18 protein-coding genes and 1 pseudogene are annotated in these 18,079 nt (G+C 68.2%); 7 read left to right on the forward strand and 12 right to left on the reverse strand.

Features of this window, described 5'->3' with window-relative positions; translation table 11 throughout:
* From XM48_RS01295 to XM48_RS01325, 7 genes are all read right to left on the reverse strand, one after another.
* Nucleotides 1-456: cell division ATP-binding protein FtsE (locus tag XM48_RS01295; RefSeq protein WP_046453970.1), on the reverse strand; the 456-nt coding region annotated here is incomplete at its 3' end.
* Between the two features lie 86 nt (nt 457-542).
* Nucleotides 543-1,652: a peptide chain release factor 2 gene (gene prfB, locus XM48_RS01300; protein WP_046453971.1), complete on the reverse strand. Its 1,110-nt coding sequence runs from the start codon at nt 1,650-1,652 to the stop codon at nt 543-545.
* 160 nt (nt 1,653-1,812) lie between these two features.
* Complete coding sequence (locus XM48_RS01305) at nt 1,813-3,231, reverse strand: APC family permease (protein ID WP_046453972.1); 1,419 nt, start codon at nt 3,229-3,231, stop codon at nt 1,813-1,815.
* Nucleotides 3,232-3,431: 200 nt separating this feature from the next.
* Entirely contained in the window at nt 3,432-4,232 is an 801-nt protein-coding gene (locus tag XM48_RS01310) for an ABC transporter permease (protein WP_046453973.1), read from the reverse strand.
* The gene (locus XM48_RS01315; RefSeq protein WP_046453974.1) at nt 4,229-5,089 is read right to left on the reverse strand and encodes an ABC transporter permease; all 861 of its coding nucleotides are present in this window, start codon (nt 5,087-5,089) and stop codon (nt 4,229-4,231) included. Before XM48_RS01315 ends, XM48_RS01310 begins: the two co-directional genes overlap by 4 nt.
* Nucleotides 5,090-5,100: 11 nt before the next feature.
* Nucleotides 5,101-6,279, reverse strand: a complete 1,179-nt coding sequence (locus tag XM48_RS01320) for an ABC transporter ATP-binding protein (RefSeq protein WP_046453975.1) — start codon at nt 6,277-6,279, stop codon at nt 5,101-5,103.
* A gap of 8 nt (nt 6,280-6,287) precedes the next feature.
* A complete protein-coding gene (locus XM48_RS01325) occupies nt 6,288-7,505 on the reverse strand; it encodes a PotD/PotF family extracellular solute-binding protein (RefSeq protein WP_046453976.1) in 1,218 nt (405 codons plus the stop codon).
* 347 nt (nt 7,506-7,852) lie between these two features.
* Here XM48_RS01325 and XM48_RS01330 point away from each other — a divergent pair, with 347 nt between their 5' ends.
* From XM48_RS01330 to XM48_RS01340, 3 genes are all read left to right on the forward strand, one after another.
* Entirely contained in the window at nt 7,853-8,320 is a 468-nt protein-coding gene (locus XM48_RS01330) for an Lrp/AsnC family transcriptional regulator (RefSeq protein WP_046453977.1), read from the forward strand.
* Nucleotides 8,321-8,322: 2 nt separating this feature from the next.
* Complete coding sequence (locus XM48_RS01335) at nt 8,323-9,717, forward strand: aspartate aminotransferase family protein (protein ID WP_046453978.1); 1,395 nt, start codon at nt 8,323-8,325, stop codon at nt 9,715-9,717.
* A 77-nt stretch (nt 9,718-9,794) separates the two neighbouring features.
* Nucleotides 9,795-10,433 carry a DUF2510 domain-containing protein gene (locus XM48_RS01340; protein ID WP_052961220.1) on the forward strand — a complete coding sequence of 213 codons (639 nt, stop codon included), beginning with the start codon at nt 9,795-9,797 and terminating at the stop codon, nt 10,431-10,433.
* Nucleotides 10,434-10,453: 20 nt separating this feature from the next.
* On the opposite strand, the gene XM48_RS01345 is transcribed toward XM48_RS01340, so the two are convergent.
* A complete protein-coding gene (locus XM48_RS01345; RefSeq protein ID WP_046453979.1) occupies nt 10,454-11,101 on the reverse strand; it encodes a DUF4166 domain-containing protein in 648 nt (215 codons plus the stop codon).
* Nucleotides 11,102-11,243: 142 nt separating this feature from the next.
* On the opposite strand from XM48_RS01345, the gene XM48_RS18155 reads away from it, so the two are divergent.
* A complete protein-coding gene (locus XM48_RS18155; protein ID WP_046453980.1) occupies nt 11,244-11,726 on the forward strand; it encodes a hypothetical protein in 483 nt (160 codons plus the stop codon).
* A 136-nt stretch (nt 11,727-11,862) separates the two neighbouring features.
* Here XM48_RS18155 and rpsO read toward each other — a convergent pair whose 3' ends face one another.
* Nucleotides 11,863-12,132: a 30S ribosomal protein S15 gene (gene rpsO, locus XM48_RS01355; RefSeq protein WP_046453981.1), complete on the reverse strand. Its 270-nt coding sequence runs from the start codon at nt 12,130-12,132 to the stop codon at nt 11,863-11,865.
* Between the two features lie 249 nt (nt 12,133-12,381).
* Between rpsO and XM48_RS01360 the strand changes: the two genes are divergently transcribed.
* On the forward strand, nt 12,382-13,593 hold the full coding sequence (locus tag XM48_RS01360) for an ammonium transporter (RefSeq protein WP_046453982.1): 1,212 nt from the start codon (nt 12,382-12,384) through the stop codon (nt 13,591-13,593).
* On the opposite strand, the gene XM48_RS01365 is transcribed toward XM48_RS01360, so the two are convergent.
* A complete protein-coding gene (locus tag XM48_RS01365) occupies nt 13,563-15,161 on the reverse strand; it encodes a glycosyltransferase family 39 protein (protein ID WP_052961221.1) in 1,599 nt (532 codons plus the stop codon). The genes XM48_RS01360 and XM48_RS01365 overlap by 31 nt on opposite strands.
* A gap of 114 nt (nt 15,162-15,275) precedes the next feature.
* Here XM48_RS01365 and XM48_RS01370 point away from each other — a divergent pair, with 114 nt between their 5' ends.
* Together XM48_RS01370 and XM48_RS01375 are read left to right on the forward strand one after the other, a co-directional pair.
* Nucleotides 15,276-16,121, forward strand: a complete 846-nt coding sequence (locus XM48_RS01370; RefSeq protein ID WP_046453983.1) for an inositol monophosphatase family protein — start codon at nt 15,276-15,278, stop codon at nt 16,119-16,121.
* Between the two features lie 79 nt (nt 16,122-16,200).
* Complete coding sequence (locus tag XM48_RS01375) at nt 16,201-17,406, forward strand: PotD/PotF family extracellular solute-binding protein (RefSeq protein ID WP_046453984.1); 1,206 nt, start codon at nt 16,201-16,203, stop codon at nt 17,404-17,406.
* Nucleotides 17,407-17,467: 61 nt separating this feature from the next.
* Here XM48_RS01375 and XM48_RS01380 read toward each other — a convergent pair whose 3' ends face one another.
* Nucleotides 17,468-17,758, reverse strand: coding sequence for a DUF6457 domain-containing protein (locus XM48_RS01380; protein ID WP_046453985.1), 291 nt, complete (start codon nt 17,756-17,758; stop codon nt 17,468-17,470).
* Nucleotides 17,755-18,079 (reverse strand): annotated as a pseudogene (locus tag XM48_RS18160) (hypothetical protein); the annotation flags it as partial. The gene XM48_RS01380 and the pseudogene XM48_RS18160, both read right to left, overlap by 4 nt.

The raw sequence follows: 18,079 nt of genomic DNA on the forward strand, positions 1-18,079 counted from the left end.
GGCGCGCGCGATGGCGACGCGCTGCTGCTCACCGCCCGAGAGCTCGTGCGGGTACCGCTTGCCCTTGCCCTCCAGTCCCACCATCTCGAGCGTGTCGGGCACGGCCTCCTGGATGAAGCCGCGGGACTTGCCGATGACCTGCAGCGAGAACGCGACGTTGTCGTACACGGTCTTGTTGGTGAGCAGGCGGAAGTCCTGGAACACCATGCCGAGGTTGCGGCGGAAGTAGGGGACCTTGCGGGAGGAGATCTTGCTCAGATCGTGCCCGAGGACGTGCACCGTGCCACCGGTGGGCTGCTCCTCGCGCAGGATGAGCTGCAGGCAGCTCGACTTACCGGAACCTGATGCGCCGACGATGAAGACGAACTCGCCGCGATCGACCCGGAGGTCGATGCCGTCGAGCGCCGGACGTTGCGCACCCCGGTACTTCTTGGTGACGTTCTCGAAGAGGATCATGACGCAGACGACACTACGCGGACGGGCGCGGCCGCCCACGGCGACGCGCGGGCGAACCCGGAGCTCTCAGCTTTCGCGCGGCTCGGTCAGTCGTTCTTCGAGAGCGAGCGCCAGCGGATCCCAGCGGCGATGAAGCCGTCGAGGTCGCCGTTGAACACCGCGTCGGGCTGCGAGGACTCGTGGCCCGTGCGCAGATCCTTGACGAGCTGCTGCCCGTAGAGGAAGTAGGAGCGGATCTGGTCGCCCCAGCTCGCGGTGACGGATCCGGCCAGCTCCTTCTTCTTCGCGGCCTCCTGCTCCTTCTGCAGCAGCAGCAGGCGCGTCTGCAGCAGGCGCATCGCGGCCGCGCGGTTCTGGATCTGCGACTTCTCGTTCTGCATAGAGATGACGATCCCCGTGGGGATGTGCGTGATGCGCACGGCCGAGTCGGTCGTGTTGACCGACTGCCCGCCGGGGCCGCTCGAACGGAACACGTCGACGCGGATGTCGGACTCGGGGATGTCGACCTCGGTCGCCTCCTCGAGCAGCGGGATCACCTCGACGCCGGCGAAGCTCGTCTGGCGCTTGTCGGCGGATCCGAAGGGGCTGATGCGGGCGAGGCGGTGCGTGCCCGCCTCGACCGAGACGGTGCCGAACGCGTAGGGCGCGTCGATCTCGAAGGTCGCCGACTTGATGCCCGCGCCCTCGGCGTAGGAGGTGTCGAGCACCTTCGTCGGGTAGTCGTGCTGCTCGGCCCAGCGCAGGTACATGCGCAGGAGCATCTCGGCGAAGTCGGTCGCGTCGTCGCCGCCGGCGCCCGAGCGGATCGTGACGACCGCGGCGCGCTCGTCGTACTCCCCCGAGAGCATGGTCTGGACCTCGAGCTCCTGCACGACCTTCTCGAGCGAAGCCAGCTCGTCGCCGGCCTCGGACGCCGAGTCCTCGTCGTCCATCTCTTGCGCGAGCTCGATGAGCACGTCGAGGTCGTCGAGACGCTGTTCGACGCCTCGCAGGCGCTTGAGGCGCGCCTGGCGGTGCGAGAGGCCGCTCGTCACCTTCTGCGCGGCCGCGGGATCGTCCCACAGATCGGGGGCGCCGGCCTGCTCCTCGAGCTCGGCGATCTCCCGCTCGAGCTTCGGCACGTCGAGCACGGCGGCGATATCGGCGAAGGTGGACCGGACGGCGCGGATGCGCGGTGCGAAATCGAGATCGAGCATGATTCCCTCAGTTTAGCGGTCTCGCCCGGCTCACCCGTGCGCTGCGGTCCGGCCGTCCTGCGCGACACCGCTTCGTCCGTCATCCTCCGCGACGGAGGAGTCGCAGGATCCCCGAAGAGATCCTGCGACTCGTTCCTCGCGCAGGATGACGGTCCGACGATCAGTCGACGTCGGCGCCCTCCGGCACCTTGTTGAAGCCGGTGACGGGCTGGTTTTCGTCGAAGGCCGCGACCTTCCTGCGGAAGCCCTTCGTGATGAAGAGCAGGTAGACGAAACCGATCGCGGTCCAGATCAGGCCGCCGACCAGCGCGTCGGCGTGCAGGTTGACCCACAGCAGACCGGTGAGCAGCGTACCGATGAGGGGCATCACTATGTAGTTGAAGATGTCCTTCGGAGTCTTGCGAAGTCCCTTGCGGAACGCGAACCAGGCGATCACCGAGAGATTCACGAAGGTGAACGCGATGAGGGCGCCGTAGTTGATGAACGCGGCGATCATCTCGAGGGTGAACGCGGCGGCCAGCAGCGAGATCGCACCGGTGAGCACGATGTTGAAGGTCGGGGTGTGGGTCTTGGGGTTGATGTACCCGAAGAACTTCTTCGGCAGCACGTTGTTGCGCCCCATCACCAGCAGCATGCGCGAGACCGATGCGTGCGACGCGAGGCCCGAGGCGAGCGTCGCTGCGAAGCCGGCGGCGGTGAGCACGGCGGACAGCGTCTTGCCGCCGACGATCTCGCCGATGATCGGCAGCGTGCTGTCCTCGACGAATTGCATGTCGCCCTTCGGTGCGAACTCGTTCCAGTCCGGGAACCGCATCTGGGTGAAGTACCCGGCGATGAAGAAGATCGCTCCGCCGAGGATCACGGTGAGGAGGATCGCCTTCGGCATGATGCGCGGGTGCTTCGCCTCCTCCGCGTACATGGTGACCGCGTCGAATCCGATGAAGGAGAAGCAGACGATGGTGGCTCCGGCCAGCACCGCGCCGAACTCGACGCCGTTGTGGAAGAGGGGCTTCATCGACACCACGCCGCCCTCGCCGGCGCCGCCGTTGAGCTGCACGACGACCATGAACACGAACACGGCCATGACGACGATCGAGAACACGAGCAGGATCATGTTGATGTTCGACGTGCCGCGCATCGTGAGGTAGATGATCCCGGTGACGAAGACGACGTAGACGATGACCCAGATCCACCCGGGCACGCCCGGGAAGAACGCCTCGAGGTAGCTACGGATGATGAGGCAGTTCACCATCGGGAGCAGCATGTAGTCGATGAGCGAGGTCCAACCGACCATGAATCCGAGGTTCGGGTGCATCGATTCGCGCACGTAGGTGTACGCGGAACCCGCGCTGGGGATCGCTCCGGCGATCTTGCCGTAGCTGATCGCGGTGAACACCATGACGATGAGGGCGACCGCGTAGGCGAGCGGCACGACGTTGTTCGTGTCGCGCGCGACGAGACCGAAGGTGTCGAACACCACGGTCGGGGTCATGTAGCCGAGGCCCAGACCGACGATGGCCCAGAGTCCGAGGCTTCGCTTGAGCGAGGCCCCCTTCGCTGCCGTCGAGGTAGTCGTCATGTTCTCTCCTTTAAGAACGGGGGATGTTCGCGCGGTGGGACCACGCTGTACGAGCTGTCGCTCTGCGCGTCTTCGCGCGTGAACAAGGATTCATTATGCACCCTCTCGGGGTGCCCCTTCGAGCTGAGAACCGGTGCGGCGCGGGCCCCGAACGCACTCGGTCGATCCGGGGCCCGCTTTCGACGGGATCCGTCGTTTCACTACCGGCTCGCGAGCCGTTTCCGTCGATTGATTCCGACCATCTGGACGATGATCACGAGCGCGAGCGCGCCGAGGAACACGATCGACGCCAGCACGTTCGCCTGCGCCGGCACGCCGCGCAGCGCCGAAGTGTAGATGAACTTCGGGAATGTGTTCGCGGTGCCCGAGTTGAAGTTCGTGATGATGAAGTCGTCGAACGACAGCGCGAAGCTGAGCAGGGCCGCACCGATGATGCCCGGCATGAGCATCGGCAGCGTGATCCGCCAGAACACCTGCCCCGGCGAACCGTAGAGATCCCGTCCGGCCTCCTCGATCGAGGGATCGAGGCTCGCGACGCGGGCCTTCACCGCCACCACGACGTACGAGATGCAGAACATCGTGTGCGCCAGGATGATGGTGCCGATCCCCTTCTCGACGCCGGCCAGCAGGAACTGAGCCGCGAGGCCCGCGCCGAGCACGACCTCGGGAGTCGCCATCGGGGTGAACAGCATCAGACTGATGGTCGAGCGGAACTTGAAGCGGTACCGCACGAGCGCGATCGCGATCGCGCTGCCGAGCACGGTCGCGACGATCGTCGCGACGACGCCGACCAGGATGCTGTTACTGAACGCCTCGCAGACGTCGGGGGCGCCGCAGGGGTTGGACCAGTTGTCGGTCGTGAAGCCGCGCCAGGTGATGTTGTTGCGACCGGCGTCGTTGAACGAGAACACGATCACGTAGAAGATCGGCAGCAGCAGGTAGATCAGGACGATCGATCCCACGACCGGCACGAAGGCCTTGCCCAGGCTGAACTTGTTCACAGCAGATCCTCCGCCCCGCTCTTGCGCACGTAGGTCGCCACGATCACGAGGATCACGGCCATCAGGATGATCGAGAGCGTCGCCGCCATCGGGTAGTCCTGCGTGCGGAGGAAGTTCGACTCGATCGCGTTACCGATCATCGCGGTCTTCGTCGACCCCAGGAACTCGGTCGACGCGCTCACGTAGTCGCCCGCCATCGGGATGAAGCTGAGCAGCGTGCCCGAGACCACACCGGGCAGCGAGAGCGGCAGCGTGACCCTGCGGAACGTCGTGACCGGCGAGGCGTAGAGGTCCTGCCCGGCCTCGACGAGCCGCAGATCGAGCTGCTGCAGCGAGGCGAACATCGGCAGGGTCATGAACGGGATGAAGTTGTAGACGAGACCGAAAATGACCGAGAAGTCGGTGCCGATCCACTCGCCGGGCAGGATCTGCTTCCACGCGAGCGTGCGCAGCAGGAAGCTGATAAAGAACGGCGCGACCACGAGGATCAGCGCGATGCCCTGCAGCATGGGCCGCGGGCGCAGCGTGACGCCGATCAGGTAGGCCAGCGGATAGCAGATGATGAGCCCGATCACCGTCGCGGTGAGCGCGTAGACGAAGGATCGGAGGATGTGCGGCCAGTACTGCACGATGGCGTCGGCGTAGTTGCCGAACTGCCACGCGGCGATGTACTCGCCGATGCCGCCCGAGGCCGCGGGGGCCTGGAGGGAGGTGATGACGAGCTGGATGAAGGGCGCGAGGAAGAACAGGAGCATGTAGGCGATGCCGGGCGCGAGCAGCAGCAGCGCGGTCCAGGATCGCTTCCTCGGCACCTGCTCGACGGACGCCGTGCCCGTCGAGAATGCGGTGAATGCCATCGGTTCGCCTCTCAGTTCTGCTTCGCCTGGGCCGCCATGGCCCGGGTCGAGAGATCGGAAGCGAGCGAACCGGTGCCGGTCGGATCGTCGGCGAGCCCGAAGGTGTGCTCGGCGTGCCAGCTCAGCCAGACCTCGTCGCCGAGCCGGGCGCCGGGGCCGGCCTCCACGTTCTGCGCGAACACCTGCACCGAGCCGAACTCGGGCGCCTCCACCGTGTACTGCGTGCTGACGCCGATGAACGAGACGTCGGTGATGCGGCCGGGACCGATCACGTTGATCGCGGGGTCGTCGGCGGGCTGCTCGCGGTGGAGCCGCAGCTTCTCGGGCCGGACGCCGACGGTGATCGTGCCGCCGTCGCGCTCGGTCCGCTCGCGCAGCACGGTGATGCGGCCGCCGTTCAGCGTCGTCTGCACGACCCGATCGGTGCCGCCGACGACCTGCACCTCGAACAGGTTGGACTGCCCGAGGAAGTTCGCGACGAACACGGTGCGCGGCAGCTCGTAGAGCTCCTCCGGGGCGCCCATCTGCTCGATGCGGCCCTTGTTCATGACCGCGACCGTGTCGGCCATGGTCATGGCCTCCTCCTGGTCGTGGGTCACGTGGAGGAAGGTCAGGCCGACCTCCTGCTGGATCTGCTTGAGCTCCTGCTGCATCTGACGGCGCAGCTTGAGGTCGAGTGCGCCGAGCGGCTCGTCGAGCAGCAGCAGCGCGGGCCGGTTCACGACGGCACGGGCGAGCGCGACGCGCTGCTGCTGGCCGCCCGAGAGCTGGGCGGGCTTGCGATCGGAGATGTGCGCCAGCTCGACGAGCTCCAGCGCTTCCTTGGCCTTGCCCACCGGATCCCCCACCCTGCGGCGGCGGAGCCCGAAGGCGACGTTCTCCAGGATCGTCATGTGCGGGAACAGCGCGTAGGACTGGAACACGGTGTTGACCGGTCGCTTGTGCGGCTTCAGCGCGGTGACGTCGCGGCCGCCGATCAGGATCCGACCGGCGGTCGGATCCTCGAGGCCCGCGACGAGCCGCAGGGTCGTGGTCTTGCCGCAGCCCGAGGGGCCGAGCAGCGCGAAGAAGGATCCCGCGGGGATCTCGAGATCGAGGTGCTCGATGGCGGTGAATCCCGGGAATCGCTTCTGGATCCCGGTGAGGGTGAGGTCGGCTCCGGCCTCTGCGAAGGAGTGTGCGTCGTTCATATGCGTGTTTACAGTCCCAGTACCTTGTTGAATGCGGCCGTGTACTTCTTGTCCTCCTGCGGAGTCAGGGTGCGGAAGCTGTGCAACCGCTTGTCCATCTCCGCGTCCGGGAAGATCAGCGGATTGTCGACCTGCTTCGGATCGATCTTCGCCATCGCCTCCTTGGCGCCCTTCACGGGCGGCACGAACGAGGTGTAGGCCACCACCTGCGCCGCGATCTCCGGCTGGTAGTAGTAGTCGATCAGCTGCTCGACGAGCTTCTTGTTCTTCGCCGAGGTGCCGTTCGGCACCGTGAGCGAGTCCGCCGTGATCATGCCCCCGGACTCGGGCACCTCGAGGGTCCACTTGTCGCCCTGCTCGGCGTTCAGCATGACGATGTCGCCGGTCCAGGCGATCGCCGCGAGGGTGTCCTCCTTCTCGAGGTCCTGGGTATAGGAGTTGCCCTTGACCTTCGAGATCTGGCCGCTCTTCAGCCCGTCGTCGAGCCACTGCAGCGCCCGGTCGAACTCGGCGTCGCCCCAGGTCTTCTGCGCGACGTCGACCCCCTGCGCCTGCATGATGATGCCCATGGTGTCGCGCATCTCGGTCAGGACGCCCACCTTGCCCTTGAGGTCGGGGCGCATGAAGTCCTCGAGCGTGCGCACGCCCTGGGGCACCAGCTTCTTGTTCCAGACGAAGCCCGAGGCGGGAAGCTGCCACGGGATCGTGAAGCGGCGGCCGGGATCGACGTCGAGCGCGTTCTTCTGCGAGTCGATGAGGTTCGCCGTGACGTTGGCGAGGTTCGCGTAGTCGAACTCCTGGATCTGCTTCGCCTCGATGAGGCGCGCGTCCATCCAGTCGGTCAGGGTGATCACGTCGTAGCCGGTGTCCTGGCCGAGCTTCAGCTGATCCTTGATCTTGCCGTAGAAGGTGTTGTTGTCATCGATGTCCTCGAGGTACTCGACCTTGATGTTCGTCTGCTTCATGAACGCGTCGAGCGTCGGGAAGGTCTGGGTCTTCGAGTCGTAGTCGAGGTAGTAGGTCCAGTTGCCCCACACGATCGAGCCGGCCTTGCCAGTCCCCTGATCGACCTTCGGTGCGCCTCCCGCGCAGGCGCTGAGCGCGAGCGCTCCGACGCCGGCCGCTCCGGCGGCGCCGATCCGCAGGAGTCCGCGGCGGTTCATCTGGGCGCCGCGCACCATGGCGACGAGGTCTCGGACTACGGGGTCCTCGGGCACTCTGTTCATCTCGGGTCTCCTTTGACTCGATGCATGACGGTTCCCCGTGCGACGATCCTGAAGCTTCATCGCCGGGTCGGTCGTTCCGAACTATTCCACAGAGCCGGTGCGCGAACCAGCAGCCCGGGCGCGGGTTCGACGAATCTTCACGTGAACGTTACGGATCTTCGAATCCGGCGTCCGATCCGGGTCCGATTCCGAACACGGTGTCCGGCTCCGGTGCGCCCTCCGGCACCCCGCGCATCCTGCGCGTCGCTCCCCGACACGCGGAACCAACCTGCGGAATCCCCAGCATTTTCCCGAACTCGCTTCGAATTCCTTTGCGTTTCCGTCCGGGGAGTGCCAAGATCGAAACCGTGAGCAGCAAGCGAACTTCACTCGCCCTCGACGCGACGTCGAAGGCGATCATCGAACAGCTTCAGATCGATGGTCGCCGCTCGTACGCCGAGATCGGCAAGGCGGTCGGTCTCAGCGAGGCCGCCGTCCGCCAGCGGGTGCAGAAGCTCACCGATGCCGGGGTCATGCAGATCGTTGCCGTGACCGACCCGATGCGGATCGGCTTCAGCCGGCTCGCCATGATCGGCATTCGCGTCTCCGGCGACACCAGGGTCGTCGCCGACCACCTCGCCGACTTGCCGGAGGTCTCGTACCTGATCCTCAGTGCGGGATCTTTCGACCTGATGGCGGAGGTCGTGTGCGAGGATGACGATGGCCTCATCGAGTTCCTGAACCAAAAGATCAGAACGCTCGACGGGGTCGCCTCAACCGAGACCTTCGTCTACCTCCAACTCAAGAAACAGAAATACGACTGGGGAACACGATAACCATGTCTTTTGATCCGACGGCAGCGGTCGACACCGCCGCTCTTCAGGCTTCGGCCAAGCGCCACATGTGGCCGCACTTCACCAACCGCAAGGTGCTGAACGACGGCATCCCCGTCATCACCCGCGCCGAGGGACACCACATCTACGACGCTGCCGGCAAGCAGTACATCGACGGCCTCGCCGGCCTGTTCGTGGTCAACGCCGGCCACGGCCGCGACCGCATCGTGCAGGCCGCCGCCAAGCAGATGAAGCAGCTCGACTTCATGCCGATCTGGTCCTACGGCCACCCCGCCGCGATCGAGCTGTCGGAGCGCCTCGCGTCCTACGCTCCCGGCCAGATGAACAAGGTCTTCTTCACCACCGGTGGTGGCGAGGCTGTGGAGTCGGCGTTCAAGCTAGCGAAGCACTTCTGGAAGATCCAGGGCAAGCCGATGAAGCACAAGGTCATCTCGCGCTCGGTCGCCTACCACGGCACCCCGCAGGGCGCGCTGGCGATCACCGGCATCCCCGACATGAAGAAGTTCTACGAGCCGCTGACCCCGGGTGGTCACCGCGTTCCGAACACCAACTTCTACCGCGCCGACGAGATGGGCGCCCCGAGCGACGATCTCGAGGCCTTCGGCCAGTGGGCGGCGAACCGCATCGAGGAGGCGATCCTCTTCGAGGGTCCCGACACCGTTGCCGCCGTCTTCCTCGAGCCCGTGCAGAACTCGGGCGGCTGCTTCCCGCCTCCCCCCGGTTACTTCAAGCGCGTGCGCGAGATCTGCGACCAGTACGACGTGCTGCTCGTCTCGGATGAGGTCATCTGCGCCTACGGCCGCGTCGGCGACTTCTTCGCCTCGAAGGCCCTCGGCTACGAGCCCGACATCATCACGTCCGCCAAGGGCATCACCTCGGGCTACGTCCCGCTCGGTGCGATGATCGTCTCGGACAAGGTGTCGGAGCCGTTCAACTCGGTCGACAACACCTTCTACCACGGCTTCACCTTCGCCGGTCACCCGGCTGCGGCGGCTGCGGCGCTCGAGAACCTCGACATCTTCGAGGAAGAGGACCTCAACGGCCGCGTGCGCGAGAACAGCCCGCTGTTCCGCGCCGAGCTCGAGAAGCTCCTCGACATCGACATCGTGGGCGACGTCCGCGGCGAGGGCTACTTCTTCGGAATCGAGCTCGTCAAGGACAAGGCCACGAAGGAGACCTTCAACGAGGAGGAGTCGAACCGACTCCTGCGCGACTACCTCTCCCCCGCGCTGTGGGAGGCCGGCCTCTACTGCCGCGCCGACGACCGTGGAGACCCCGTCATCCAGCTCGCCCCGCCGCTGACCATCGGTCCGTCGGAGTTCGCTGAGATCGGCGGCATCCTGCGCAGCGTCCTCAAGGACGCTTCGTCGAAGATCTGATCCGATCAGACCTCAAGAGAGGCCCCGTGCACCGTTACGACGGAGCACGGGGCCTTTCCCGTTAGCCTGGAGTCATCATGAGCGATCCGAATCACGCGCAGTTCCCCGCCCAGCAGCAGCCCGCCCCGGGCTGGTACCCCGACGGCACCGGCACGGTGCGGTGGTGGGACGGCTCCGCGTGGACCGCGCACACGCAGGGATCCGCGCCGGCCGCCGCCGCCCCGCGCCCCGCCGTGCTCGAACGCCCGCGGCTCACCGACCACCTCGCGGTCGACGGCCCCTGGACCTGGGTGATCGCCCTGGCGCAGCTCCTCGCCGTTCCCTCCATTTTCCTGATCGACGTGCGCGGCTATGTGCGTTCCCTCACGGAGGGCGACCAGAGCGGGTTCATCTCCTACTTCGCGACCACCGGGATCGTGGCGCTCCTGGGCTGGGCGCTCACGGCGCTCATCATCGTCGCGGCCCACCGGGACTCCAAGCGGCTGACCGCGCTCGGCGTCGTCCGCCCGTTCCACTGGGCGTTCGCGTTCCTCGGGGCCACCGTCTACCTGATCGGGCGTCACGTGGTGCTGCGCAAGGTGACCCGCACCCCGGGGTGGCCGCTGTGGGCCAACCTGGCCTGCCTGCTCGTCTCGCTGGTGATCACCACGATCTGGACCGCCATGTTCATGCAGTTCATGCTGTCCGAGCTGTCGACGAGCCCGCTGTACTCCTGAGCCCTCGGTCGCTCGACCGGTCAGTCGGCGGCGTAGCGGTAGGTGAACGAGCCGCGGTACTCGAGCACCGTGCCGAGGATCGGGTTGCGCACCTTCGCCCGGATCGTCTGCCGTTCCGCCGCCGCGTCGTAGCCGTCCTCGAGGTCGACGGAGACCGTCAGCACCGCCGGCAGCGGGATCCGGAGTCGCCACAGACGCAGCCAGCTGCGCTCGGCGCGAAGGCGCAGGTGCCCGGATTCGGTGACGTCGCAGCGCAGACGCAGTTCGAGGCGCCCCTTCGGACCGAGCAGGTTCCGCAGGATCCCCGGTTCGTCCGTCGCGCGCAGCACGTCGGAGAACCCCTGCGTTCCGGTACTGAAGAGGAAGAAGCGCTCCGCTCGGAGCTCCGGGGCGCCACCCGGTCCCAGCGCGGGCCGGTTCACCACCTCGAACGGGACGTCCCGCTCGCGGGCGGTCAGCAGGACCTCCGGCCCGACCACCAGCCGCGCGAGCAGGTTCCATCGCCCATAGCGGCTGCCCGCGACCTCGACCGTCCCAGCCCCGATGCCGACGAGCCCCGGCTCGGGCGGACCGGAGACGTAGCTCGCGACCGCCGGGTGCAGGCGCTCCGCGTCGGGTCCGAGCGCGCGCAGGAACACCGAGTCGTTCGAGCCGTCGGCTCCGGTCACCGGGACTCCGCTCGTCGGCTCGGGACCCGGTCGCTCACCATCATGGTTCCAGGATATCGGCCGTCGGCGGCGCGCCCGGACCGACGCCACGAGGCGCCGGTCCGCCGCCGTTCGGCGGGGCGGGTGGCCTAGGCTTTCCGGTATGAGCACTCCGCAGCAGAATCTCCCGCAGCAGCAGCCGCAGCAGCCGCAGTACGCTCCCCCGCAGTACGCGCCGCAGCCCACCGCCGCGCAACCGCAGCCCGCCGCGCAGCCGCAGTACGCACCGCCGCAGGCCGCGTACACCGCCGCCCAGCCCGCGTCCGAGGGCCGCCTCAACGTGCCCGGGATCATCGCGCTCGGTCTCGTCGCGTTCTCGACCCTGATCAGCGTCCTCTCACCGGTCGTCTACCGCTCGGCCCTCAGTTCGGGCCAGAGCCTCGCTCCGGTGACCGGCGTCGTGCAGACCCTGCAGGCGATCCTCCTGCTCGTGGCGCTCGGCCTCGCCATCTTCGGCGTGCTCCTCCGCGACGCGGAGCGCTGGCGCTGGGCCGCGATCGGCGCGCTCGTGAGCGCGAGCATCAGCGTGGCCGCGATGGTGCTGAGCCTGATCGTGAACCTGTTCTCGGCAGCGTTCCCCTACTGATCCGGGCGCCCGGGCCGAGACCCGGACCGGGACCCGGCCGATTCGAACCGCGTCCCGGGAACGACGAAGGGCCCGCCACCGCGAGGTGACGGGCCCTTCCGGGTCGTGGATCGGCATGCCGATCCCGAAGCCGAAACTATCGACGCAGGCCGAGGCGCTCGATGAGCGAGCGGTAGCGCGCGATGTCGACGTTCTGGAGGTAGCCCAGGAGACGACGGCGCTGGCCGACGAGGAGCAGCAGACCACGACGCGAGTGGTGGTCGTGCTTGTGCTCCTTCAGGTGCTCGGTGAGATCCTTGATCCGCTGCGTGAGCATCGCGACCTGGACCTCGGGGGAACCGGTGTCACCGGGGTGGGTCGCGTACTCGTCGATGATCGCCTTCTTGACCTCTGCAGGCAGTGCCATATTGGGTCCCCTTTCGCTTGTTGCGCGGCGCCTCCAGCATGGTGCTGGGGGCTCTCTTTATCCGCGGCCGTTGGACGGCAACCTGAACAGCTTAGCAGGATCCCCGCCGTTCCGCCCGCGAAACAGGATCGTCATCGGATCGGCCGCATTGTAACGGGCGGGAAACACGACCGTCACCGATGCGCAACGACCGGCGCGCACACTGCTCCCACCGGTGGAATCGACCGCCGCGGAACGAACGGAGCCCACATGACCCCGAATGCCGTCTGGATGGTGACGAGCACCGCGCTGGTGCTCGTGATGACCCCCGGCCTCGCCCTGTTCTACGGCGGCCTCGTCCGCGTCCGATCCGTGGTGAACATGATGATGTTCAGCCTGAGCGCCATGGGGCTCGTCGGGGTCCTCTGGGTGCTCTACGGCTACGGCATGACCGTGTTCGGCCCCGGCGAGGCGCCGGGGTTCGCGGGGAACCCGCTGAAGGACCTCGGCTTCATCTCGACCGATCCGGGATCGTTCGTCTCTGCCGGCTTCGGCGCTACGTTCGCGATGATCAGCACCGCCCTCATCTCGGGCGCGATCGCGGACCGGGTCGGTCTCGGATCCTGGATGCTGTTCGCCGGCCTCTGGGCGACCCTCGTCTACTTCCCGGTGGCGGCCTGGGTCTGGGGCGGCGGCTGGATCCAGAAGCTCGGCGGCATGCTCGGCACCGCGGACGTGATCGACTGGGCCGGCGGCACCGCCGTGCACATCAGCGCGGGCGCCGCGGCCCTCGCGCTCGCGCTCGTCGCCGGTCGGCGCATCGACTTCGCCCCGGGGGCGCACCGCCCGCACAGCGTGCCGCTCGTCACCATCGGCGCCGCCCTGCTGTGGTTCGGCTGGATCGGGTTCAACGCCGGCACCGCGCAGAACGACGCGCAGGCCGGCCTCATCGTGGTGAACACCATCGTCGCGGCGACCGCCGGGATCATGGGCTGGCTCGCCACGGATGCGCTGCGCGGGCGCCGACCGGGGGCGGTCGGCGCGTGCTCTGGCGCCGTCGCCGGGCTCGTCGCGATCACCCCGGCGTGCGCGAACCTCGCGCCGATCTGGGCGATCCTGCTCGGGATCCTCGCGGGCGCGGCCTGCGCGGTCGCGGTGGAGGCCAAGTACCGGCTGGGCTTCGACGACTCGCTCGACGTCGTCGGGCTGCACCTCGTCGCCGGCGCGCTGGGCACCCTGTACCTCGGCTTCTTCGCGACCGGCACGGGCCTGTTTACCGGAGGGAACGCCGGGCAGCTGCTCGTGCAGGCGATCTCGGTGGTCGCGGTCGCCGGCTACTCCTTCATCGTCGCCCTGCTGATCGCGCTCGCCGTCCGCGCGGTCACGGGGCTCCGGGTCCCGGCCGAGGTCGAGGCCGACGGCATCGACGGCCGGCACCACGGTGAGGACGCCTACGTGCTCGCCGAGGAGGTCCGCTCGTAGAGGAGGATCTCGCTCCGGTGCCCCGGGATCCGGTCGACCGGCCGGAACCCGAGGGCCCGGAGCTCGGCCTCGCCCCAGTCGTCGCTCGTTCCTCCGTCCGCGTACTCGACGAGCCACACGCGATCGATCCCGTCGAACCGGCCGCGAGCAGCGGCCTCGGCCACCGTGAAGACCGAGGAGTACCAGGTCCCGCTGCGCGCATAGGAGGTGCGGAGGGTCGGATCCGACACGGCGCGGAACGCCTCCGGGTCGGTGTCCATCGCGAGCCGGGGACGTCGCGATGGCCGGCTCGTCTCGTCGAACACGACCGCGTCCCCGGGCTCCGCGCGATCACGGACGGCCGCGGCGATCTCGTTCCAGTCGGAATCGTTCTTGGCGTACGGTCCCCGCTGTGCGGCCCACACGGGGACGACGGTCGCGAGCAGCGCGAGCGCCGCGATCGCGGCCAGGATCGGGACGCCCCCGGGACGCGACAGCCGGGCGAGCCGCCGCAGTCCGAGCGCGATGAGGATCGCCGCGGCCGGCGCGGCGAAGGTGCCGTACCTCGCCGTGTAGAGGGGCAGCACGATGCTGGCGACCAGCACCGCCCCGATGGGGATCACGAGCCACGCGAGCGCGAGCGTCTCGGGACGCAGCGCCGTCCGACCCGGCGCCTCGGAACGGCTCCGGCCCGGACGCCCGTTCCCGGTCGCGTTCCGGATCCGCACCAGCTCGATCACGAGTCCGGCGACGGCGACGGCGATCAGCGCCCACGCGATGATCGCGACGGACGGCGAGCCGAACCACATCTGCACGAGCACCGAGTCCAGGGTGATGGCTTCCCGGTCGCCGAGGAATGCGATCTGGTCGCGCTCGAGCACGGCGAGGACGAGCACCGGCGATGCGGCGAGCACGGCGATGCCCGAAGCGAGCGCCCAGGGTCGCAGCAGGCGCCGCGCCGGCGGGGTTGCGACGAGCATCGCGCCGACCGCGAGCGCCATGAGCGCCAGGTAGCAGAAGACGACGATCCCTGCGGCGAGCGCGGCGCCGTAGGCCGCCCACCACCGGCGAGAGGGGTGCTCGCGCCTCAGGATCTCGACGATGATGAGGCAGATCGCGGTCGCGATGACCGCCGAGAACGCGGAGGAGCGGGCCTCCTCGCCGGCGTAGGTCATGCGCGGCAGGATCGCGGCGATCAGACCCGCCGCGACGCCGAAGCGCAGGGAGCCGAATCGCGAGCACAGCCAGCTCACGCCGGCGGCGCAGAGTCCCGCGGAGATCGCCGAGGGCAGGCGCACGGAGAACGGGCTCGCGCCGAAGAGCTCGATCCAGCCGTGCAGGAAGAGGTAGTAGGCCCCGTGCACGGCGTCGACGCGACCGAGCATCGGGAGGAGCGTGTCGACGGGCCGTGCGGCCGAGAGCACGCTGGCCGCTTCGTCGCCCCAGAGCGACGGGGTCCACGAGCCGATCGCGCTGATCAGTGCGGCGGCGAGTCCGACCGCGACGGCGGCGAGGAGCGTCCGCACGTCCCCGCGGCGATGGGTGACCCGGCCGGCTTCGGTCCGGGGCGCGGTCAACAGCTCGCTCACCCGGCCCACTCAACTCCCGCTTCCCGGGTCGGAGCCGCACGCAGCCCGGGAGTTCTCTGAGGCTTCGCCGGACCGTCACCGGATCGTCGCTTCGACGCACCGTAGGCTCGTGGCATGACCGAGATGCCCTCCTCCGCTCCCGCCGTCTCCGCGGCTCTCGCCGCCGAACTGGCCGCCATCGCCGCGACCGTCGCCGAGACCGCTGGTCGGCGGATCGCCCAGCTGCGCGATGCCGGCGTGAACGTCGCCGCGACCAAGTCGAGCGCGACCGATGTCGTGACCGCCGCGGATCGCGAGGCGGAGCGCCTCGTCGCGGCCCTCATCCGCGAGGCGAGGCCCGACGACGGCATCCTCGGCGAGGAGGGTGCGAGTGATTCCGGCACGACGGGCATCACCTGGGTCGTCGACCCGATCGACGGCACCGTCAACTACCTCTACGATCTGCCGATCTTCTCGGTGAGCATCGCGGCGACCGTGCCCGATCCGACCGCGTTCGCCGACGGCCGTCGCGCGGTCGCGGGGGCCGTCTGCGCGCCGCGATCCGGCGAGCTGTTCGTCGCTTCGGCGGGCGGCGGCGCGACCCGCAACGGGGTCCCGATCCGCGTCTCCGCACAGCAGGAGCTCGGTCTCGCGCTCGTCGGCACCGGGTTCGGATACACGTCCGAGCGCCGCGCCGAGCAGGCCGAGGTCGTCGCCCGGGTCCTGCCGCGCATCCGGGACATCCGACGTCTCGGCTCAGCCGCCTACGATCTCTGCATGGTCGCGTCCGGGCGTCTCGACGCCTACTACGAGCGCGGGCTCCAGCCCTGGGACTACGCCGCGGCCGCGCTCATCGCGCGCGAGGCCGGTGCCGAGCTCCGCGGCGTCGACGAACGGACTCCCCCGGGGGAGCCCCTGCTGCTCGCGGCGCCTCCGGCCATCGCTGGTGCGTTGCACGACACTGTGTCCGCGCAGCGGTAGCGCCCCGCACAGGCTGTTCGCCCGGCGGGGCGGCACGGCGTGCCAGGATGGGGACGCACGCACTTCAAAGGAGAAGAACATGCCGAATCCCCTCCCCGAGGACCCGATCATCCGTTCACTCGTCCAGCGTGCCCGGCAGGCTCCCGTCAGCCGCCGCCGCCTGCTGCAGGGCGCCGGACTCGGTGCCGCACTGCTCGGCGCGAGCGGACTCGCCGCCTGCTCGAGCAAGAAGACCTACGGCGACGGCTCCAAGGGCACCATCCGCTGGGCGAACTGGACCTACTACCTCGACTTCGACGAGAAGACGAAGGACTACCCGACGCTCAACGACTTCATGGAGAAGACCGACATCGCGGTCGACTACTACGAGGACATCGACGACAACAAAACCTTCATCGCGAAGATCAAGGACCAGCTGCAGCTCGGGCAGGACACCGGCTACGACGTCTTCGTCCCGTCCGACACGACCATCGTCCGCCTCGTCGAGAAGGACCAGCTGCGCAAGTTCGACCGGAGCCTCGTGCCCAACGTCGGCGAGCAGATGATCGACCTGGTGAAGCACGCGACCTTCGATCCGGACCGCATCATGTCGATCCCCTACCAGGCGGGCATGACCGGACTGGTCTACAACACCAAGCTCTATCCCAAGGGCATCAAGCGGGTCTCGGATCTGTGGGCGCCCGAGCTCAAGGGCAAGGTCAATCTGCTCTCGGAGCAGGACGACACGACCGGGCTCATCATGCTCGAGCAGGGCGTCGACATCGTCGGCGACAAGTGGGGCGACGACCAGTTCTACGCCGCGCTCGACGTCGTCAAGAAGCAGCTCGCGAAGGGCCAGGTCGCCACCATCAAGGGCAACTCCTACACCCAGGACCTGCAGCAGGAGAAGATCTGGGCCGGCATGTGCTGGTCGGGCGACATCGCGATCCTCAACGAGGAGGCCGGCGAGGAGATCTGGAAGTTCGTCGTGCCCGAATCGGGCGCCTCCGTGTTCATCGACTCGTTCTCCATGCCGAAGGCCACCGAGTCCTACAAGCAGGTGCACGAGCTCGTGAACTACTACTACGAGCCCGAGGTCGCGGCCCGCGTCGCGCAGTACGTGCAGTACGTCACGCCCGTCGCCGGAGCGCGCGATGCCATGGCGAAGCTCGACCCCAAGCTCGCCGACAACCCGCTGATCTTCCCCGACGAGGAGATGTCGAAGCGCATCTTCGACATGCGCTCGCTCACCGCGCAGGAGGACGACCGCTACACCAAGGCCTTCCAGAAGGTCATGGGCAACTGACGCGGGCGGCCGACACCGTCGAGCAGGGTCGTGCGCCGCGCATCGCGGCGCACGACCCTCCTCACTCCCCCGCTTCCTGCGCCTGCTTCCAGGCATCGGCGCGATCGACGAGGAGCGCCGCCAACCCGTCCAACCGCTCGGGATCCGCGTCGTCCCCGAGCCGCCCGAACGCGACGCCCAGCAGGAACGTCGAGAGCGGCGCCGCCGGACGGGCCACGTCGTGCGCGACATCGCGTGCGACATCGAGCACCGTGCCGATCGACACCGCGCCGGGATCCACCCCGAGCTCCTCCGCGGCCGCCGCCAGCCACGCATCGAGTGCCTCCGGCGGAAGCCGTTTCTGCTCGTTCATGTTCGCTCCTCTGTTTCGGGTGATTCGCGACGGACCGACCGTTCGGCCCGCTCCAGGTCCTCCGGGGTATCGACATCGACGACCACCGCCGCGTCCACGTCGACGAAGCCGACCGCGACCGACTCGAACACCCGACGCAGCGGCGCGTTCGCCGTGCGGCCCGCGAGCGGCGCGAGCGCGGTACGCAGCGCACCGAGGCGGTAGCCCGCCGCCAGCCACTGCGCCCGCCCCTCCGGGTCGCGCAGCACCACCGCATCCGCGTCCATCGGCGCGCCGTCGTGCAGCGCCAGCCGGGCGACCACCGCGTCAGGGCGCACCAGA

Source organism: Leucobacter sp. Ag1 (assembly GCF_000980875.1).
Lineage (GTDB): Bacteria > Actinomycetota > Actinomycetes > Actinomycetales > Microbacteriaceae > Leucobacter > Leucobacter iarius.